Source organism: Novosphingobium sp. BL-S-19, from assembly GCF_055521675.1.
Genome location: NZ_CM145498.1, coordinates 3,651,469 through 3,671,080 on the forward strand (window position 1 = coordinate 3,651,469; position 19,612 = coordinate 3,671,080).

Consider the following 19,612-nt stretch of genomic DNA (forward strand, 5'->3'; position numbering starts at 1 on the left):
TTAAACCATCGCAACCGCCTTCTCGCACTTGCCCCGTGGTGATCGCATGGCCGTCGCTAAAACGAAACGGGGCCGGGCTGAAAAGCCCGACCCCGCTCTCTATGCGCTAAATTTGGTCTTTACTTCGTCCGGGGCGCCAGCAGGCGATCGAGCCCGTTGACCTTGCCCGGCGTGGTGCTTTCCAGCCAGGGCCAGCGCAGCCCGCCGTGATAGTCGATGGCTACGGTGGTGAAGGCATCGCCGCGCTTCACCAGCAGGCTGATCGGCGCCTGGGCAGACTTCGCCGCCGTGATCGCATCCTTGATCGTATCGGCGCTGTAGGCGGTGCCGTTGACCGCAACCACCTTCACCCCGCCGACAAGGCCGGCGTTGTAGCCAAGGCTGTCCCACACCGTGGAGGTAACAGTGCCCTCGTTATCGAGCGACACGCCCAGCGAATAGCTGAGATCCAGCGACTTGCGCGAATCGCCAACGCCCTTCTCATAGGCGTTCTGCGTGTCCTTCCAGACCAGCTTGTAGCCCGCCATCTCGATGCCCTTCACGGGCGCCGGCTGGTTGGTGGCGTAGATGCGGGTCTTCAGGAACGTGGCCCAGTCATAGGGATAAACGCCGTTCAGCGTCTTCACCACTTCTTCGAAGTCGTAAGTCAGCTCGCCCCAGTCGCCATCGCGCACGCCGAAGAAGGCCTTGGCGAAATCGTCGAGGCCCTTGGCGCCCTTGGTGCCCTGGCGAATGATCTGGTCCGCTTCCAGCCAGGTCAGCGCGCCTTCGACGTAGTAGTCTTCGGTACGCGTGATCGATGTGTAGGGCAGCGGGCGGCGCATGGCGAGGATCGGCGCGTGGGTGGTGTCTTCCACCGAACGCCAGCCGCGGCCCGGCGTCGCTTCCGAATAGCGAGCAACCGCGCCGGCCAGCGTGTCGAGGATCGTCTGCTTGGTCTGCACGCCCGAACGCGCGGCCAGGATATAGCCCCAGAACTGCGTCTGGCCTTCGTAGACCCACAGCAGCGTGTTCTGCATCGGCTGCTGGAAGTCCGGCGTCCACAGGTCGGCCGGACGGCGGTACTTGCCGTTCCAGCTATGGGTGAACTCGTGCGGGATCACGTTGCGATCCCAGTCCATCTTGTCCCACTCGGTCCAGACCTTGGGCTCCATCTGGTTCTCGCTCGAACGGTGGTGTTCGAGGCCGATGCCGCCCATGCGGTCGGTCAGCGCCAGCAGGAAGTTGTAGTGATCGAAGTGGCGCGCGCCGAAAGTGAACAGCGCCTGCGAGACGAGGCTGCGATACTTCGCCATGTTGTCCGGCGCGATGCCCAGCAGCTTGGGCGCATCGGCGACGACATCCATGCTGACGCCGTGGCCAAGGTCCCAGCTCTGCGCGTACTTGCCCGCGAAGATCGGCGAATCGACAAGGCGTTCGTAGTCGATCGGGCTCCACGTCACCGTGTCGCCCTGCTGCGCCTTGCCATCGAGCGCGGTGTAGACGGTCCAGCCCGCCGGGAACTTCACGGTCGGCTTGAAGGTGATGCCGCGGGTGTAATAGCCGGCGGGATAGAGGCTCATCTTCTCCCACTGCAGGTTCAGCATTTCCTGCGTCATGGTGATGCGGCCTTCCTTGGCCTGCACCGGAGACGTGTGGACGAGCTTTACCGTCACCATCTGCGTGCCAGCCGGCAGATCGAGGTGGAAGGCGTTCACGGCCACGGTGTCACGCTGCCACGTGATTTCCTTGCCATCGGCGAAGAAGTGGATGTCCGCCAGCAGCGCGGCCGGGCCGGTGGGCGAGTGGTTGCCGGGCAGCCAGCTCGGCTGGATCAGCGTCAGCTTCGTGGTGCCGGGGGCGACCGGAACCTGCTGCGTCACCCTGTAGACGCCGCGCACGGTATCGCTGGCATCGATATCGAGCGCGATGGTGCCGGCATAGGGCTTGTCCTGCGCGGCGGGCAGCGGATCAGGCAGCGCAGGCGCCATCGGGGCACTGCGCTGGGCCGAATCCTGCGCAAGCGCCGGCGTGGAAACGGAAAGAAGGGCGAGGAGCGTGACGACCGCGTTACGATATTTCATTTCGGCATTCTTTGCGGCTGTTGCGGGATTTGGCAACCATCCAATTCGCACCTGCATTGCGGACCAGCCGGGCGGGTAATTTTCGGTCCTCCCCGGCACGGGGAGGGGGACCGCCCGAAGGGTGGTGGAGGGGATTCTCCGCTAAGCACCAACCTCGCGTGAGGACGCCGATCCCCTCCGTCAGCGCTGCGCGCCGCCACCTCCCCGGACCGGGGAGGACCTGACGTGCCCACTTTCCCGATCGCCGCAATCCGGCTAAGCGCGCGCGTTATGAGCACGACAACGACTAAGACGCCTCAGGCGATCCGCGGAACCCAGGACATCTTCGGAACCGACGCCGAGGCTTTCGCGCATGTCGTCGACACGTTCGAGCGCGTCCGCAAGCTCTACCGTTTCCGCCGCGCCGAAATGCCTGTCTTCGAAAAGACCGAAGTGTTCTCGCGCTCGATCGGCGAGACGACCGATGTCGTCTCCAAGGAAATGTACTCGTTCGAGGATCGCGGCGGCGAATCGCTGACCCTGCGGCCTGAATTCACCGCCGGTATCGCCCGCGCCTACCTGACCAATGGCTGGAAGCAGTTCGCCCCGGTCAAGATCGCGACGCACGGCCCGCTGTTCCGCTACGAGCGCCCGCAGAAGGGCCGCTATCGCCAGTTCCACCAGATCGACGCCGAACTGATCGGCTCCCCCGAACCGATCGCCGACGTCGAACTGCTGGTCATGGCCGATCAACTGCTCAAGGAACTGGGCATTTCGGACGGCGTGACGCTGCAGCTGAATACGCTGGGCGATGCCGAAAGCCGCGATGCCTGGCGCGCCGCGCTGATCGAATATTTCCGCGCCCACAAAGCCGAGCTTTCGGAAGATTCGCAGGACCGGCTTGAGCGCAATCCGCTGCGCATCCTCGATTCCAAGGACCCGCGCGACAAGGTCTTCGTCGGCGATGCTCCGAAGATCGACGAGTTTCTCTCGGCAGAGGCGCAGGATTTCTTCGCCGCCGTCACCGCGGGCCTCGATGCTGCTGGCGTCGCCTATGAACGGGCGCCTTCGCTGGTGCGCGGGCTCGATTACTATCGCCACACCGCCTTCGAATTCGTCACCACCCGCCTCGGCGCGCAGGGTACAGTGCTGGGCGGCGGCCGTTATGACGGGCTGATGGAAAGCCTGGGCGGCCCCGCCACCCCGGCCGTGGGCTGGGCAGCCGGGATCGAGCGCCTCGCCATGCTCGTCGCCGACGCCGGTACGCTGACCGAAGAACCGCTGACCGTGGTTCTCGCGGTCGAGGACGATGCTGCGCTGGGTTATGCCCAGAAGGTCATCACCGCGCTGCGTTTCCAGGGCCTCGATGCCGAGATGGTCGCCACCGGATCGGCGCGCAAGCGCTTCGACAAGGCGGTGAAGATGGGCGCCAAGGTGCTCGTCTCCTTCGGCACCAAGGATGGCGCCCCCGTGGCGAACCTGCGCGCGGCCGAGCCGACCGCCGAATACCTCGCGGTCGAGCAGGTTCTCCAGTCGGTCCATCCGTGATTTCGTCTCGTCCTCCCTCTCCGCCTGTCACAAACACCCTCGTCGCCCCCGCGAAGGCGGGGGCCCCGCTTTCTTCGCGCCCCGCCTCAAGAACAAGCGGGATCCCCGCCTTCGCGGGGATGACGGGTGAGGTGTTTGCGGCAAAGATCGTTTGGGGGACCACCTGATGTCCATCTCCGACGCCCGCCTTGCCCAGATAGCCGCGCGTTTCGCGGAGCTTGAGGCGCGCCTGGCTTCGGGCACGCTGGAAGGCGACGCCTTCGTCACCGCCAGTCGCGACTATGCGGAGCTGGAACCGGTGGCGCGCGTCGCTGCCGAAGTCGTGTCGATGCGCGGCGAACTGGAGATGCTCCAGACACTGGAAGACCCCGATCCGGACATGCGCGCGCTGGCCGAGGAGGAAGTGCTTCGCCTCAAGGCCGAATTGCCCGAGGCCGAACGCCAGCTTTCCATCGCCATGCTGCCGCGTGACGCAGCGGACGTGCGACCAGCCATGCTGGAAATCCGCGCCGGCACCGGGGGCGACGAAGCCGCGCTGTTCGCCGCCGACCTCTATCGCATGTACGAACGCTACGCCGCCGAGCAGGGCTGGCGGGTCGAGATGATCAGCGTCAACGCCAACGATCTTGGCGGCTTCAAGGAAGTGGTCGCCAACGTCGCCGGCGCGGGCGTCTTCGCCAAACTGAAGTTCGAAAGCGGCGTCCACCGCGTGCAGCGCGTGCCGGTGACCGAATCGGGCGGGCGCATTCACACTTCGGCGGCGACCGTCGCGGTGCTGCCGGAGCCCAGCGAAGTCGATGTGCAGATCGAGGACAAGGACCTCAAGATCGACATCTTCCGCGCATCGGGCGCGGGCGGCCAGCACGTCAACACCACCGATTCGGCGGTACGCATCACCCACTTGCCCACCAATCTGGTGGTGATCTGCCAGGACGAGCGCAGCCAGCACAAGAACAAGGCCAAGGCCATGCAGGTCCTGCGCGCACGCCTCTATGAGAAGATGCGCGAGGAGGCCCACGGCGCCGAGGCCGAGGCACGCAAGGCCATGGTCGGCTCCGGCGACCGATCGGAGCGGATCCGCACCTACAATTTCCCGCAAGGCCGCGTGACCGATCACCGCATCAACCTGACGCTGCACCGCCTGCCCGAGATTCTCGAAGGCCCCGGCCTTGCCGAAATGGTCGACGCGCTGATCGCCGAGGACGAGGCCAAGCGCCTTGCCGCCATGGATGCCTGACCCGGCTGGCGCTGCGCCAAGCCCTTCGACAGGCTCAGGGCGAGCGGGGTTAGGATTGATCGGCTTTTCCATCGCCTGCGCCACCCCCTCCGCTCATCCTGAGCCTGTCGAAGGATGATGGCCCACGCCCTCACCGTCGGCGAAGCGATCCGCCAGGCGGCGGAACGCCTCGCGGCAACCAGCGACACGGCAAGGCTCGATGCCGAAGTGCTGATGGCCCATGCGCTGGGCTGCTCGCGCTCCTCCATGCTGCTCTCGCGGATGCGCGATCCCGCGCCCGAAGGCGTCGCGGCGCTGGTGGCGCGGCGGGCGGAGCACGAACCGGTCGCCTACATCACCGGAACGCAGGAATTTTTCGGCCTACCCTTCGCGGTCGGCCCCGACGTGCTGATCCCGCGCGGCGATTCCGAAGTGCTGGTGGACGCCGCCCTCGCCGCCCGGCCCGACGCCCGCACCGTATTGGACTGCGGCACCGGATCGGGCGCGCTGCTGCTGGCGGTGCTGGCCCATTTGCCTGACGCGACAGGCGTGGGCATCGACAGTTCGGCCGGCGCGCGGACCGTGGCCGCCGCCAATGCCGAAGCGCTGGGCCTAGCTGCCCGCGCCCGCATCGCTGCGGCCGACTGGCACGCCCCCGGCTGGGACCGGGACCTTGGCGGGCCCTTCGATCTGATCCTGGCCAACCCGCCCTATGTGGAGACCACCGTGGCGCTGGACCGTTCGGTCGCCGCCTATGAACCCGCCAGCGCCCTCTATTCGGGTGAAGACGGGCTGGACGACTACAAGATTCTGGTGCCGCAACTGCCCCGCCTGCTGTCCGCTCATGGAGTCGCGCTGGTCGAAATCGGGTACCGGCAGGCCGATCCGGTCGCCGCGATCGGGCGGGAAGTGGGGCTTTCCAGTCGGTTGCATCGCGACCTTGGAAATCGTCCGCGCGTGCTGGAGTTTTCAACAGCTGCGTAAGATTCCGCTTGGAATTCGGCTCGGGAATGCCTAAGGATTAGGTCGAAGCGGTACATGGATGGAATTTCCCATGCGGACGCTTCGCCTCCATCATTTGCATGACAGTCGCGGCAGTTAGTCTGCACGGCACGGCGAAGGTGGAAGTCACGGCACGCGGGGGCGCTCCGTGATCTCATGTGACGTACGGCAAATCGGCCCGATGGGATCCGGCTGATACCCTGGGTTTTGAGGAAAATATCCTTGAATAATAATCGTGGTAACAACCGTCGGCGTGGCCGCGGTAACAATCGCCAACAGGGCGGCCAGCAGACCAACCGTATCGACAGCAGGGCTCGCGGCAACGCGCCGCAGCTGCTGGAGAAGTACAAGAAGCTGGCGCACGACGCGCACCTCAATGGTGATCGCGTGACGGAGGAGTATTACCTTCAGTTCGCGGATCACTATTTCCGCGTAATCGCCGACCAGAAGCAGCGTCAGGACGATGCCCGCCAGCCGCGTCGCGACGACCGTTCGCCCGATTATTCGGACGATTACGGCGACGATTATGGCGATTACGAGGCGGCTCCCGAGCGTGCCCAGCAGCAGGAGCGCCAGCCCCGCGACGACCGTCCGGCTCGCGAGGACCGCCAGCCCCGGGAAGACCGGCAGCAACGCGAGGAGCGTCAGCCGCGCCAGGACCGTTACGAGCGTCAGGAACGCGCGCCGCGCCATGAGGCGCCCGCCGACGAGCAGGTCGAATCCGCACAGGGCGACGGCGAGAGCGAGCGTTCGGTCTATGAACCGGTTGACAATCCCTTCGTCCGTGACGTTCGCAGCGCCAGCCGCGGCCTGAAACAGCGCAAGCCCCGCCGCGACCGGCGCGAGGACGGCGAAGCAGGGGAAGCCAACGGCAACGTCGCAGCCCCCGAAGCGTCGGAGGCTCCGGCCGGACTGGAAGCCTCGCTGCCGCCGGCGATCACTCCCAAGCCTGTCAGAAAAGCGGCCCCCAAGGCTGCCGAGGAAGCCCCGGTGGACGAAGCTGCGGCCGAGGAAAAGCCCCGCCGCCGCCGCACCCGCAAGGCCCCGCCTGCGGACGAGGCCGGTGACAGCACGCTGGAAGCCGTGAACTCCTGAGTTCGGCCCCGCTTGCATATTGAAATGGCCCGCGTTCCCACCCGGAACGCGGGCCATTTCGATTCAGGGGACGCTAAAGCGCTGCTCCCTTTGCCGAGGTTGGGCCAGCATCGCCTTCGGGCGTCACCATGGCATGACCTCCGCCCTTCCCGCTTGCGTCGCGCCTCAGAGCCTTACATAGCCTCGCCGGTGGAATTCTCTCGCCGCGAGGCTCAGCCGTGACATCCGAACAGGCCCCGCCCGGCCGCACTTCCCCCGCCCGACCGTTCCTTGCCCATCCCATCCTGGCCCGGCGTCCGCGCTTGATGACAGGCTTGGCCGCCATCCTTGCCGGCGCCATGGCCGCCTGCGGGTTTCAGCCCCTGTCGCTCTGGCCGCTGACATTGCTGGGTATCGCCGGGCTGATCGAGCTTATGATTCGCTCCCCCAGTTGGCAGCGCGCCTTCTTTGTTGGCTGGTGCTTCGGCCTTGGCCACTTCACGCTGGGCAACAACTGGATCGCCACTGCCTTCACCTATCAGGCCAACATGCCGGCATGGCTGGGCATGATCGCGGTGCTACTGCTCTCGCTTTACCTCGCCGTCTATCCGGCATTGGCGACACTGGGCGGCTGGCTGGTGCAGCGGATCGATCGCGGCAAACGCGGGCCCGGCGGCTACGCAGTGACCGCCATCGCGTTCGCGGCGTGCTGGATCGTCACCGAATGGCTGCGCGCCTGGGTCTTCACCGGCTTTGCCTGGAACCCGCTGGGCGTTGCCCTGCTGGGCGGGTTCGAGACGCGGGGGCTGGCGATGGCCGCCCCGTGGACCGGCACCTACGGCCTGTCCGGCCTGCTGGTGCTGCTGGCTGCGCTGCCCGGCCTGCTGGTCCGTCTGGCCGGAGGCACGCGCGGCGCCTTGCGCTGGGCATGGGCCCTGCCTGCCATCGCGATCTATGTCGCCCTCGGCACACTGATGACGCTGCCTGACCGCTGGGCGGACCGTTCGGAAGGCGCGGTACGCTTCACGCTGATCCAGCCGGACATCCGACAGGAATTCATCGACGATCCGCGCAATTTCGAACCGAACTTCGTCAAGATGGCACGGCTCTCGTTCCCCAGCCGGCCCGGTGAAAAGCGCATGGTTTTCTGGCCGGAATCGGGCCTGGGCGACTATGTACGCGACGGCTATCCGCCCTATCTCTACCGTATCTACACCTACGCCGCCGATCCGGTGCTGTCCCGCCGCCGCATCGGCCGCGTGATCGGCCCCTATGGCCTGCTGCTGACCGGCGCGGTCGACCTTGTCATGAAGGATGATGAGGAAGTGGCGGCGCGCAATTCGGTTTCGGCCATCGATGGTGACGGCAACCTCATCGCCTCCTACTCCAAGGCCCATCTGGTTCCCTATGGCGAATATCTGGCGCTGCGCTGGCTGCTGGAGCCACTGGGCGCCACTCGACTGGTTCCCGGCGCCCTGGACTTCTGGCCCGGCCCCGGCGCGCGCACCATCGACTTCGGCGATTGGGGCAAGGCCGGCGTGCAGATCTGTTACGAAATCGTCTTCAGCGGCGAAGTGGTCGATCCGCGCGTGCGGCCCGATTATATCTTCAACCCTTCGAACGACGGCTGGTTCGGCGCCTGGGGGCCGCCCCAGCATCTGGCACAGGCCCGCCTGCGCGCGATAGAGGAAGGCCTGCCGGTCATGCGCTCCACCACCACCGGCATCAGCGCGGTGGTCGATGCCGACGGCATCGTGCGTTCCTTCGTCCCTCGGCATGAGGCCGGGCGCCTGGACGGCCTGATCCCCCCCGCCCACCAGGCCACGCTGTTTGCCCGCTGGGGCAACCGCTTGCCGCTGGCGCTTGCCGCAGTTCTGTTGGTGATTGCGGTTTCGGGCATTGCACTCCGGCGCCGGGGAGGGTAGACACAGAGGGACATAAAGATTTCTTTATATGTGGTGTCCAGATGCGCAATAGCTACGTCTTTACTTCCGAGAGCGTTTCCGAGGGTCATCCCGACAAGGTTTCGGACCAGATTTCCGACGCGATCGTCGACCTTTTCCTGTCGAAAGACCCTGAAGCGCGCGTTGCGTGCGAAACGCTCACCACCACCCAGCGCGTCGTGCTGGCCGGCGAAGTGCGCGGCAAGGGCATGATCGACACTGCCGGCCACTGGGAAGATGGCGCGCAGGAAGAGATTCAGACCGTCGTTCGCGAAACCGTGAAGCGCATCGGTTATGAACAGGCCGGCTTCCACTGGCAGGATCTGGTCTTCGAAAACCACCTGCACCCGCAAAGCGCGGACATCGCGCAGGGCGTCGATTCGACCGGTAACAAGGACGAAGGCGCCGGCGACCAGGGCATCATGTTCGGTTTCGCCTGCGACGAAACGCCCGACCTCATGCCGGCCACGCTCGACTACAGCCACAAGATTCTTGAGCGCCTTGCCGCCGACCGTCATTCGGGCGCCGCGCCGTTCCTGGAGCCCGACGCCAAGAGCCAGGTCACGCTGCGCTTCGAAAACGGCGTGCCGGTGGAAGCGACCGCCGTCGTCGTCTCGACCCAGCACAAGCCGGGCTACCACGAAGGCGCCAAGGACGCCGAGCTGAAGGCCTACGTGAAGAAGGTCGTGGCCGAAATCCTGCCCGCCGGCTTCGTGACCGAAGAGACCGCGTTCCACATCAACCCGACCGGCAAGTTCGAAATCGGTGGCCCTGACGGCGACGCCGGCCTGACCGGCCGCAAGATCATCGTCGACACCTACGGCGGCGCTTCGCCCCACGGCGGCGGTGCATTCTCGGGCAAGGATCCGACCAAGGTCGACCGTTCGGCCGCCTATGTCACCCGCTACCTCGCCAAGAACGTGGTTGCAGCTGGCCTTGCCAAGCGCTGCACCATTCAGGTGGCCTATGCCATCGGCGTGTCGGAACCGCTTTCGCTCTATGTCGACACCCACGGCACCAGTGCCCATTCGGACTCCGATCTGGAAGTGGCGATCGCCAAGGTCGCGGCCGACACGCTAGGCGGCCTGACCCCGCGCGGCATCCGCACCGGCCTGGGCCTCAACAAGCCGATCTACGGCCCGACTGCCGCTTACGGCCACTTCGGCCGCAAGCCCGAGGGCGACCTGTTCCCCTGGGAACGCACCGATCTGGTCGACGCTCTCAAGGCTTCGCTCGCCTGAGCGAACGCCACGGCGTGAAGAATTGAAGGGGCGGGGCCGCAAGGTCTCGCCCTTTTCATTTGCCCGCCGTTTCGTTTTGCAAACGATCGATCCGGCCTGACCGGAATCGCGCTTCAAACCGTCACCGTGAACGACTATAGAAGCGCCATGTCATCCGTACGTCCCTGGCGCGATATCGAGCGCCGCAAGAGCCGCCAGATCATGGTCGGCAATGTCCCCGTCGGCGGCGATGCACCGATCACGGTGCAAACCATGACCAACACACTCACGTCCGACGCCAAGGCGACGATCGACCAGATCCGCCGCTGCGAGGATGCCGGGGCGGACCTGATTCGCGTCTCCTGCCCCGATGTCGAAAGCACTGCGGCCATGCGGGAGATCGTGCAGGCCGCACGGGTGCCGCTGATCGCGGACATCCATTTCCACTATAAACGCGCGCTTGAGGCGGCCGACGCCGGCGCCGCCTGCCTGCGCATCAACCCGGGCAACATCGGCTCTTCCGACCGCGTCGCCGAAGTCGTTCGCGCGGCCAAGGCCAATGGCTGCGCGATCCGCATCGGCGTCAATGCCGGCAGCCTGGAGAAGGACCTGCTGGAAAAGTACGGAGAGCCCTGCCCCGAAGCGCTGGTCGAATCCGCGCTGGACCATATCAAGCTGCTGCAGGACCACGATTTCCACGAATACAAGGTGGCCGTGAAGGCCAGCGACGTGTTCCTGGCTGTCGCCGCCTATCAGGGCTTGGCGGATGCGGTGGACTGCCCGCTGCACCTTGGCATTACCGAAGCGGGCGGGTTGATCGGCGGCACCGTCAAGTCCTCGATCGGCATGGGCATGCTGCTCTGGTCGGGCATCGGCGACACCCTGCGCGTCTCGCTTTCGGCCGAGCCGGAAGAAGAAGTGCGCGTCGGGTTCGAGATGCTGAAGGCTCTCGGCCTGCGCACGCGCGGCGTACGCGTCGTCTCCTGCCCCAGCTGTGCGCGTCAGGGCTTCGACGTGATCCGCACCGTGGAGGCACTGGAAGACCGCCTGCAGCACATCAAGACGCCGCTCTCGCTCTCCGTGCTGGGCTGCGTCGTCAACGGGCCGGGTGAAGCGCGGGAGACCGACATCGGCCTGACCGGTGGCGGCAACGGCAAGCACATGGTCTACCTTTCGGGCGTGACCGACCATGTCGTCCAGTCGGAGGACATGCTGGACCACATCGTCAAGCTGGTGGAAGCCAAAGCGGCCGAGATCGAGGCCGCCAATGCGGCCGAAGCGGAGGCGCAGGCGGCCGAATGAGCCGGCTGAAGCGCGAACTCGCGCGCGTCGGACTGACGCTGCGCGATTCGCTGTACCTCTGGCGGATCGCACCGCTGGTTCCGCTGATCGCGGTGCTGCCCGAATTCGCCCAGCATGCGGTGGAAATCCGGCTGGGCATGTTCGCCAGCCATGAGGCGTTCTCCAGCCTTGCGCTCGATCCGCTGCGCATGGAGTTCGGCGTGATCAAGGTTGCCGCGCTGGTCATCGCCGTGCTGGCCGGCGCGCGGTTCTGGGCCAATCGTTCCACGGGCCTGCGCGGCTGGAGCCTTGCCGGGATCGCCTGGAAGCAGGTCCTGCTCGGGCTCGGTGTGCAGATCGTCGCCTCGCTCCCCGCCTTGCTCGACTGGCGAGCGGCTCCGGTAGTACAAGCGACGCTGAGCCTCGTCCTGACGCTCGCCAGCCTGCCGGGGCTGGTGCTGATGATCGGCGGGCTGCTCGGCGACCGTGAGACCGGGCTCCTCGCGATCTACCGCAGCGGCTGGACCAAGGCGCTGCGTATCGTGCTGCACATCGGCCCGGTCTGGCTGCTGCTGCAGACGCTGCACCGGGCCGATCATATCGCCGCGATGGAGCGCCCGCATTGGCTGATCTGGGGCCTGATGGTCTGGGACGCACTGGTGGTAGGCCAAATGGCGGCCCTTGCCGCAACCGGGCTGCATCACGGCTATGCCGCCGACGATGCGCCCGACGAGGCGGGTTTTACGCCCGCTTAAGCCTTCGCGGCTTATCCTCGCCCCCATGGACAAGGGGCTTCTCATTCCGGCGGTCATCGCCATAGGCGTCGCGGTGTTGACCGCGCCCGGCCACAAGGCCGATCAGGACGCGGATAAGTCCGTCACCGCGGCATCCCCGCACCGGAAGGCCGCGACGGCCGCCTGGTTCGCGGGCAGCACGGAAATTGCCCGCGCGCCCGACGGCCATTTCTATGCCGAGGCCACGGTGGAGCAGCACAGCACCCGGTTCCTGATCGATACCGGCGCTTCGATGGTGGCGCTGACCGGATCCGACGCGCGCGCCATTGGGCTCGACTGGAACGACAGCGACGTGATGCCGATCGGCCAGGGCGCCTCGGGCCCGGTCTACGGCGTGCCGGTCAGGCTGGAGCGGATCGAGCTGGGCGGAATGGAAGTCCACGACGTGCGCGCCGCGATCATACCCGAAGGGCTGGATGTGTCGCTGCTGGGTCAATCGTTCTTGTCACGCATGGGCAACGTCAGGATCGAAGGCGAGCGCATGACCTTGGGCGCCAGCGCCAACTAGGCGCCACCGCCCATCACCGCCTCGAAGCCCACGAGGCTGCACCAGACAACGAAACCCGTCATGGCGACAACCGAGAGGTAAGCGGCCCGGACAACTTTCGAAACAGGGATGTCCATCATGTACAACCTTGTGGGAATGGGGGGAGTGCAGCTTATCGGTGGTTTTCCCGTGAGAGGCCATGTCGCCGGTCGGCAGGCGGCTGCCGCCGGTCGAGACCATTGTTCCCCCTCCCCGAGCCGTTTTCGGCGTAATGCCGTGCTCTAGGCCGTACCCTGTATCGCCTTGCGCCCGACCGTGGAGGTGAACGCGGGGATCGAGATGCGGCCGTCGCGCGGTGCGATCGGCGTGCGGATCGTGCTCACTTCGAAATCGGGCGGCAGACCGGCGTTGATAAGGTCGTAAGGCGAAATGCGCGTCCGCGTGCAAAGGCCGCCATTGCCGTCACTCACCAGCGTCTTTTCGAAGGCGACGCCCAGTTGTTCGCCGATCGTGCGCCGCACGGTGGCCACTTCAAGCTGGCCTTCACCGAAATAGAGCACGAAGCGCGTGCCCAGCGGAACATCCTCCAGCCCGTCGATCAGCGCGCCGGTGGCGGACAGGTTGCGCAGGACCGCCGGGTAATAGTGATCCTCATGAATCGCGCCGATCCAGCGGAACATCGATATGCGATCCTCACGCTGGTAGGCCGGGCCGCAAGGTTCGATGCCCCAGCCCGGCTGGCCGGCTGCCGCCATGAAGGCGTCCGCCGGGATCGCCTGCGAATAGATGTAGCCCTGGATATGGCTGACACCCAGTTCGCGCAGCATGGCCAGCTGGTCCAGCGTCTCGATGCCTTCCGCCGTCGTCTCCATGCCGATGGCCTTGGCCATGGCGACGATCGCGGCGATCAGCGCCTTGTTGCGCGCGCCCGCCTCCGCCGTGCCGCGCACGAAGCTCTGGTCGATCTTGATCTTGTCGAACGGGGCGGTGCGCAAGTAACCGAGCGAGGAATAACCGGTGCCGAAATCGTCCAGCGCCAGTCGCACGCCCAGTGCCTTCAGCGCCCGGAACCGCGCGTCGGTATCGGCGCCTTCGGCCAGGAACACGCCCTCGGTGATTTCCAGTTCCAACCGTTCGGGAGGGAGGCCGGACGCGGCCAGCGCATTGGCAACCACGGCAGGAAACCCGGGATCGGTGAACTGCCGGGGCGAGACGTTGACCGCCACGCGCAAGGCCCCCGGCCACAGCGCCGCGTCGCGGCAGGCGGTGCGCAGCGCCCATTCGCCGATCTGGCAGATCATCGTCGATTCCTCGGCGATTGGGATGAATTGCGCCGGGCTGATCACGCCCTTCTTGGGGTGGTTCCAGCGCATCAGCGCCTCGGCGCCGGTCACCACGTCGGATCCGGCAGCGACGATCGGCTGGTAGTGCAGTTCCAGTTCGCCGTGGGCCATGGCATCGTGGAGGTTCTCCTCCAGCATCCGGCGATCCTCGGCCGCAGTCAGCAGTTCGCGCGAGAAGAAGCGGAAGCGCCCTCGCCCGCCGTGCTTGGCGGCATAGAGCGCAAGATCCGCGTTGCGCACCAGTTCATCGACATCCTGACCGTCGAACGGGGCGATGGCGATGCCCACCGATGCGCCGATGATGCAGCGATTGCCGTCGACCGAGTAGGGTTGCGAAAGCATGGCGATGATGCGTTCGGCCAGATTGCCAAGGTCGCCGCGATCCTCCACATCGGGGACGAGGATCTGGAACTCGTCGCCGCCCAGCCGGCAGGTCCGCTCCGCCTCGCCGACGATGGTGGTCAGCCGTTCGGCCACTTGCTGCAGCAGGGCGTCGCCGGTCGAATGGCCCAGCGTGTCGTTGACCTGCTTGAAGCGGTCGAGATCGATCAGCAGCGTGGCACAGGGCCGTTCCTGCACTTTGTAGGCACGCAGGGTGCGATCGAGCGTGCGCGCCATCTCGCGGCGGTTGAGCAGCCCGGTCAGCGGATCGTGCATCGCCTCGCGCGAGTTTTCTTCGGCAATCCGGCGTTCGTCGGTGATTTCGGAGCAGAGGCCGCTGAACCCGATGAACCGGCTTCCTTCGTCGAACTGCGCCTCGCCCGAAAGCAGCCACCAGCGGCGATGCTGCCCGTCGCCGGTGCAGACGGGCACTTTCTCGAACCGGGAGCGGCGCGACAGGGCAAAACGCAGGCTACGGCCGGAACCGGCGCCGTCATCGAAAGTCTGGAACACGTCGGCTACCGGGGCACCGATGACACTGCCCGCCACGCCATCGGGTAATCGGGCCAAGGCCCTTTCGGACAGATAGCGGATTCGCCCTTCGGCGTCAGAGGCCCAGAGGCCCAGGCCGTCGATCCCCTCCACCGCACGGCAGAATTCGCGCGCCTGTTCAGCATCGATGGCCGGCCCTTCGCCCGCCTCGCGCACCCGCGCGGTTTTCCTGTCAGTACGTCCGAAATTCCAGGCCATCGACCACGCCCTGCGACCATCCCAGGGTATGTACTTAGTCGCGCGAAAGTTACTTTCGCGTAACCATACAAGTGAACGTGGCGGGCCTGACATCGCCACAAGCAAAAGGCCCCGCCGGATCGCTCCGGCGGGGCCTTTCGTGTGCCTGTCAGACAGGACGGGTGGAAGCTTACGCTTCGTCGCCGCCTTCAGCCTGGCCCTCAGCCTGGTCGTCACCCTTGATCAGGTAATCACCGGCATCGGCGTCCAGACCATGGGTTTCACCCTCGACCATCGCGAGCGGATCGTTGCCGATCGCCGCTTCGGGGCCCTGGGCCAGTTCGGCTGCATGCTCTTCTTCCGCCGAGTTGGCGGCGATGAGCGCTTCCTGCATCCGGCGATACGAAGCGCGCAGGGCAGCGTCGCGGCTGGAGGCCGCCACGCGCATGCGGTTCATGCCGGCACCGGTGCCCGCCGGGATCAGGCGGCCGACGATGACGTTTTCCTTCAGGCCGATCAGGGTGTCCTTCTTGCCTTCAACCGCCGCCTGCGTGAGCACGCGGGTGGTTTCCTGGAACGACGCGGCCGAGATGAACGAACGGGTCTGCAGCGAAGCCTTGGTGATGCCGAGCAGCACCGGCTTGCCTTCCGCGGGCTGCTTGCCCTCGGGAAGCTTGCTGTTGATCTCGAACATCTCTTCGTAGTCGACCTGTTCGCCCGGCAGCAGGGTGGTGTCGCCACCGGCCGTGATCTCGACCTTCTGCAGCATCTGACGAACGATCGTCTCGATGTGCTTGTCGTTGATCTTCACGCCCTGCAAGCGGTAGACTTCCTGGATTTCCGCGACGAGGTATTCTGCCAGAGCCTCGACGCCGAGGACTTCCAGAATGTCGTGCGGATCGGGCGAGCCCGAGATCAGGTTGTCGCCCTTCTTGACGAAGTCGCCTTCCTGTACGTCGATCACGCGGCTCTTCGGGATCAGGTACTCGATCGGTTCACCCTCTTCCGGGATGATCGCGATCTTGCGCTTGGCCTTGTAGTCACGCACGAACTCGATGCGGCCGGAAACCTTGGCGATGATCGAGTTGTCCTTCGGCTTGCGGGCCTCGAACAGTTCGGCAACGCGCGGCAGACCGCCGGTGATGTCGCGGGTCTTGGCGGCTTCGCGCGAAGCACGGGCGATGATGTCGCCGGCTTCGACGGTCTGGCCGTCCTCGACCGAGAGCGTGGTGCCCGGCGCCATCATGTAGCGCGCGGTTTCACCCGAACCCTCGTCCAGAAGGGTGATGCGCGGACGCAGGTCTTCCTTCTTCTTTGCGCTGCGCGAGGAACGGTCTTCGGTAACGACACGGCTGGTCATGCCGGTCGCATCGTCGACCTGCTCGGTCAGCGTGCGGGTATCGATCAGGTCCTGATACTTCACCGTACCCGAGGTTTCGGTGATGATCGGCAGCGAGAACGGATCCCACTCTGCCAGGCGTTCGCCTTCCTTCACCGTCGCACCGCTGGTGTGGAGCAGCACCGTACCATAGGGCACGCGGCTGATCGCACGTTCGCGACCTTCGGTGTCGAACACCACGATCTCGCCGTTGCGGGCCAGCGACAGGCGGCGACCGCGCTTGTCGACGATCGTCGGGATGTCGCGATACTCGACCTTACCGTCGCAGATCGATTCCAGGTGGCTGGTTTCGTTGAGCTGCGCGGCACCGCCGATGTGGAAGGTACGCATGGTGAGCTGCGTGCCCGGTTCACCGATCGACTGCGCGGCGATAACGCCGACAGCTTCACCGATGTTGACCGGGGTACCACGGGCGAGGTCACGGCCGTAGCACTTGCCGCAGACGCCCTGCTGGGCTTCGCAGACCAGCGGCGAGCGGATGCGGGCAGCCTGGTGGCCGGCAGCCTCGATCTTGGCGACCGCCGCTTCGTCCAGCAGTTCGCCCTTGGCGGCGACCACGTTGCCGTCCTTGTCGAGCAGATCCTCGGCCAGGGTACGGCCCAGGATACGCTCGGCGAGCGAGGCGATGGTGGAACCGCCCTGCACGATCGAACGCATTTCCAGCGCACGCTCGGTACCGCAATCCTCGATCACGACGACGCAGTCCTGCGACACGTCGACCAAGCGGCGGGTCAGGTAACCCGAGTTCGCCGTCTTGAGCGCGGTGTCGGCCAGACCCTTACGGGCGCCGTGGGTCGAGTTGAAGTATTCAAGAACGGTCAGACCTTCCTTGAAGTTCGAGATGATCGGCGTTTCGATGATCTCGCCCGACGGCTTGGCCATAAGGCCGCGCATACCGCCCAGCTGCTTCATCTGCGCCGGGCTACCACGCGCACCGGAGTGGCTCATCATGTAGATCGAGTTGATCTGGGCCATGCGGCCCGTCTCGGGATCGATCGGCTGAGCCTTCAGCTCTTCCATCATGGCGTTCGCCACCTGGTCGCCGCAACGGCTCCAGGCGTCGATCACCTTGTTGTACTTTTCCTGCTGGGTGATGAGGCCGTCCTGGTACTGCTGCTCGTAATCGGCAACCAGTTCCTTGGTCTCGTTCACCAGGGCTTCCTTCGAATCCGGGATGATCATGTCATCCTTGCCGAAGGAGATGCCCGCCTTGAACGCGTTGCGGAAGCCGAGCGACATGATGGCGTCGGCGAACAGCACCGTGTCCTTCTGGCCGGTGTGACGGTAGACCTGGTCGATGACGTCACCGATTTCCTTCTTCGTGAGAAGGCGGTTGACGACGTCGAAGGGCACCGTGTGCGACTTCGGCAGGCACTCACCCAGCAGCATGCGGCCCGGGGTGGTCTCGAAGCGCTTCATGTACTGCTGACCGTTCTCGTCGGTCTGCGGCACGCGGGCTTCGATCTTCGAGTGCAGCGTCACGGCGCCGACGTGAAGCGCCTGGTGCACCTCGGCCATGTCCGCGAACTTCATGCCTTCGCCCGGCTCACCCGTGCGGTCCATCGACAGGTAATACAGGCCGAGAACCATGTCCTGCGAAGGAACGATGATCGGCTTGCCGTTGGCGGGCGAGAGGATGTTGTTCGTCGACATCATCAGCACACGCGCTTCCAGCTGGGCTTCCAGCGAGAGCGGCACGTGGACGGCCATCTGGTCACCGTCGAAGTCGGCGTTGAACGCCGAGCAGACGAGCGGGTGCAGCTGGATCGCCTTGCCTTCGATCAGCACCGGCTCGAACGCCTGGATGCCCAGACGGTGGAGCGTCGGCGCGCGGTTCAGCATGACCGGGTGCTCGCGAATGACTTCGTCGAGGATGTCCCAGACTTCCTTGCGCTCCTTCTCGACCCACTTCTTGGCCTGCTTCAGGGTCATGGAAAGACCCTTGGCGTCCAGACGGGCGTAGATGAACGGCTTGAACAGCTCGAGCGCCATCTTCTTGGGAAGACCGCACTGGTGCAGCTTCAGTTCCGGACCGGTCACGATGACCGAACGGCCCGAATAGTCGACGCGCTTGCCGAGCAGGTTCTGACGGAAGCGGCCCTGCTTGCCCTTCAGCATGTCGGACAGCGACTTCAGCGGACGCTTGTTGGCGCCGGTGATGACGCGGCCACGGCGGCCGTTGTCGAACAGGGCGTCGACGGCTTCCTGCAGCATGCGCTTTTCGTTGCGGACGATGATGTCCGGCGCGCGCAGCTCGATCAGCCGCTTCAGACGGTTGTTGCGGTTGATGACGCGGCGATAGAGGTCGTTGAGGTCCGACGTCGCGAATCGGCCGCCGTCCAGCGGCACCAGCGGGCGCAGTTCGGGCGGAATGACCGGCACGACGTCAAGGATCATCCACTCGGGACGGTTGCCCGAATCGATGAACGATTCCACGACCTTCAGGCGCTTGATGATCTTCTTGGGCTTGAGTTCCGACTTGGTCGTCTCAAGTTCCTGGAGAAGGTCCGCACGCTCCTGCTCGAGGTCGAGGTTGATGAGCATGTGCTTCACCGCCTCGGCGCCGATGCCGGCCGAGAAGGCGTCTTCGCCATACTCGTCCTGCGCGTCGAGCATCTCGTCTTCGGTCAGGAGTTGGTACTTTTCGAGCGGGGTGAGGCCCGGCTCGATAACGATGTAGCTCTCGAAGTACAGGACGCGCTCAAGCTGCTTGAGCTGCATGTCGAGCAGCAGGCCGATGCGCGACGGCAGCGACTTCAGGAACCAGATGTGCGCGACCGGAGCGGCCAGCTCGATGTGGCCCATGCGCTCGCGACGCACCTTGGTGACGGTGACTTCGACGCCGCACTTTTCGCAGACGACGCCCTTGTACTTCATGCGCTTGTACTTGCCGCAAAGGCATTCGTAGTCCTTCACGGGACCGAAGATGCGGGCGCAGAAGAGGCCGTCACGCTCAGGCTTGAACGTACGGTAGTTGATGGTTTCCGGCTTCTTGATCTCGCCGAAGGACCAGGAGCGGATACGCTCAGGGCTCGCGAGACCGATCTGGATCTGATCGAAGGTCTCGGGCTTCGCCATCTGGTTGGTGAACTTGGTCAGGTCGTTCATGGTTCAATCCCTCTGGGGGTGAATTCTCTTATCGGACGGAACATG

The 19,612-nt window shown here is 65.3% G+C and carries 12 protein-coding genes; 9 read left to right on the forward strand and 3 right to left on the reverse strand.

Translation table 11 applies throughout. The features are described from left to right. Positions 1-119: 119 nt before the first annotated feature. Positions 120-2,063 (reverse strand): M61 family metallopeptidase, encoded by a 1,944-nt coding sequence (locus ACZ1JV_RS25445; protein WP_465151048.1) that lies wholly within the window; start codon positions 2,061-2,063, stop codon positions 120-122. 270 nt (positions 2,064-2,333) lie between these two features. On the opposite strand from ACZ1JV_RS25445, the gene hisS reads away from it, so the two are divergent. The 9 genes from hisS (at position 2,334) to ACZ1JV_RS25490 (ending at position 12,628) form a co-directional block, all read left to right on the forward strand. After that, positions 2,334-3,590 carry a histidine--tRNA ligase gene (gene hisS, locus ACZ1JV_RS25450; RefSeq protein WP_465151049.1) on the forward strand — a complete coding sequence of 419 codons (1,257 nt, stop codon included), beginning with the start codon at positions 2,334-2,336 and terminating at the stop codon, positions 3,588-3,590. Between the two features lie 166 nt (positions 3,591-3,756). Continuing rightward, the gene (gene prfA / locus ACZ1JV_RS25455; RefSeq protein WP_465151050.1) at positions 3,757-4,827 is read left to right on the forward strand and encodes a peptide chain release factor 1; all 1,071 of its coding nucleotides are present in this window, start codon (positions 3,757-3,759) and stop codon (positions 4,825-4,827) included. Between the two features lie 114 nt (positions 4,828-4,941). Next, entirely contained in the window at positions 4,942-5,790 is an 849-nt protein-coding gene (gene prmC / locus ACZ1JV_RS25460; protein ID WP_465151051.1) for a peptide chain release factor N(5)-glutamine methyltransferase, read from the forward strand. Between the two features lie 240 nt (positions 5,791-6,030). Beyond that, positions 6,031-6,903: a DUF4167 domain-containing protein gene (locus ACZ1JV_RS25465; protein ID WP_465151052.1), complete on the forward strand. Its 873-nt coding sequence runs from the start codon at positions 6,031-6,033 to the stop codon at positions 6,901-6,903. Between the two features lie 305 nt (positions 6,904-7,208). Next, positions 7,209-8,807: an apolipoprotein N-acyltransferase gene (gene lnt / locus ACZ1JV_RS25470; RefSeq protein WP_465151053.1), complete on the forward strand. Its 1,599-nt coding sequence runs from the start codon at positions 7,209-7,211 to the stop codon at positions 8,805-8,807. A 41-nt stretch (positions 8,808-8,848) separates the two neighbouring features. Then, on the forward strand, positions 8,849-10,066 hold the full coding sequence (gene metK, locus ACZ1JV_RS25475) for a methionine adenosyltransferase (RefSeq protein ID WP_465137042.1): 1,218 nt from the start codon (positions 8,849-8,851) through the stop codon (positions 10,064-10,066). Positions 10,067-10,213: 147 nt separating this feature from the next. Next, positions 10,214-11,347: a flavodoxin-dependent (E)-4-hydroxy-3-methylbut-2-enyl-diphosphate synthase gene (gene ispG, locus ACZ1JV_RS25480; protein ID WP_465151054.1), complete on the forward strand. Its 1,134-nt coding sequence runs from the start codon at positions 10,214-10,216 to the stop codon at positions 11,345-11,347. Further along, positions 11,344-12,081, forward strand: a complete 738-nt coding sequence (locus tag ACZ1JV_RS25485) for a hypothetical protein (protein WP_465151055.1) — start codon at positions 11,344-11,346, stop codon at positions 12,079-12,081. Before ispG ends, ACZ1JV_RS25485 begins: the two co-directional genes overlap by 4 nt. 25 nt (positions 12,082-12,106) lie before the next feature. Then, the gene (locus ACZ1JV_RS25490; protein WP_465151056.1) at positions 12,107-12,628 is read left to right on the forward strand and encodes a retropepsin-like aspartic protease family protein; all 522 of its coding nucleotides are present in this window, start codon (positions 12,107-12,109) and stop codon (positions 12,626-12,628) included. A gap of 260 nt (positions 12,629-12,888) precedes the next feature. On the opposite strand, the gene ACZ1JV_RS25495 is transcribed toward ACZ1JV_RS25490, so the two are convergent. Further along, positions 12,889-15,081 (reverse strand): putative bifunctional diguanylate cyclase/phosphodiesterase, encoded by a 2,193-nt coding sequence (locus ACZ1JV_RS25495; protein ID WP_465151057.1) that lies wholly within the window; start codon positions 15,079-15,081, stop codon positions 12,889-12,891. Between the two features lie 169 nt (positions 15,082-15,250). Continuing rightward, entirely contained in the window at positions 15,251-19,567 is a 4,317-nt protein-coding gene (gene rpoC, locus ACZ1JV_RS25500; RefSeq protein WP_465151058.1) for a DNA-directed RNA polymerase subunit beta', read from the reverse strand. Between the last annotated feature and the right edge of the window lie 45 nt (positions 19,568-19,612).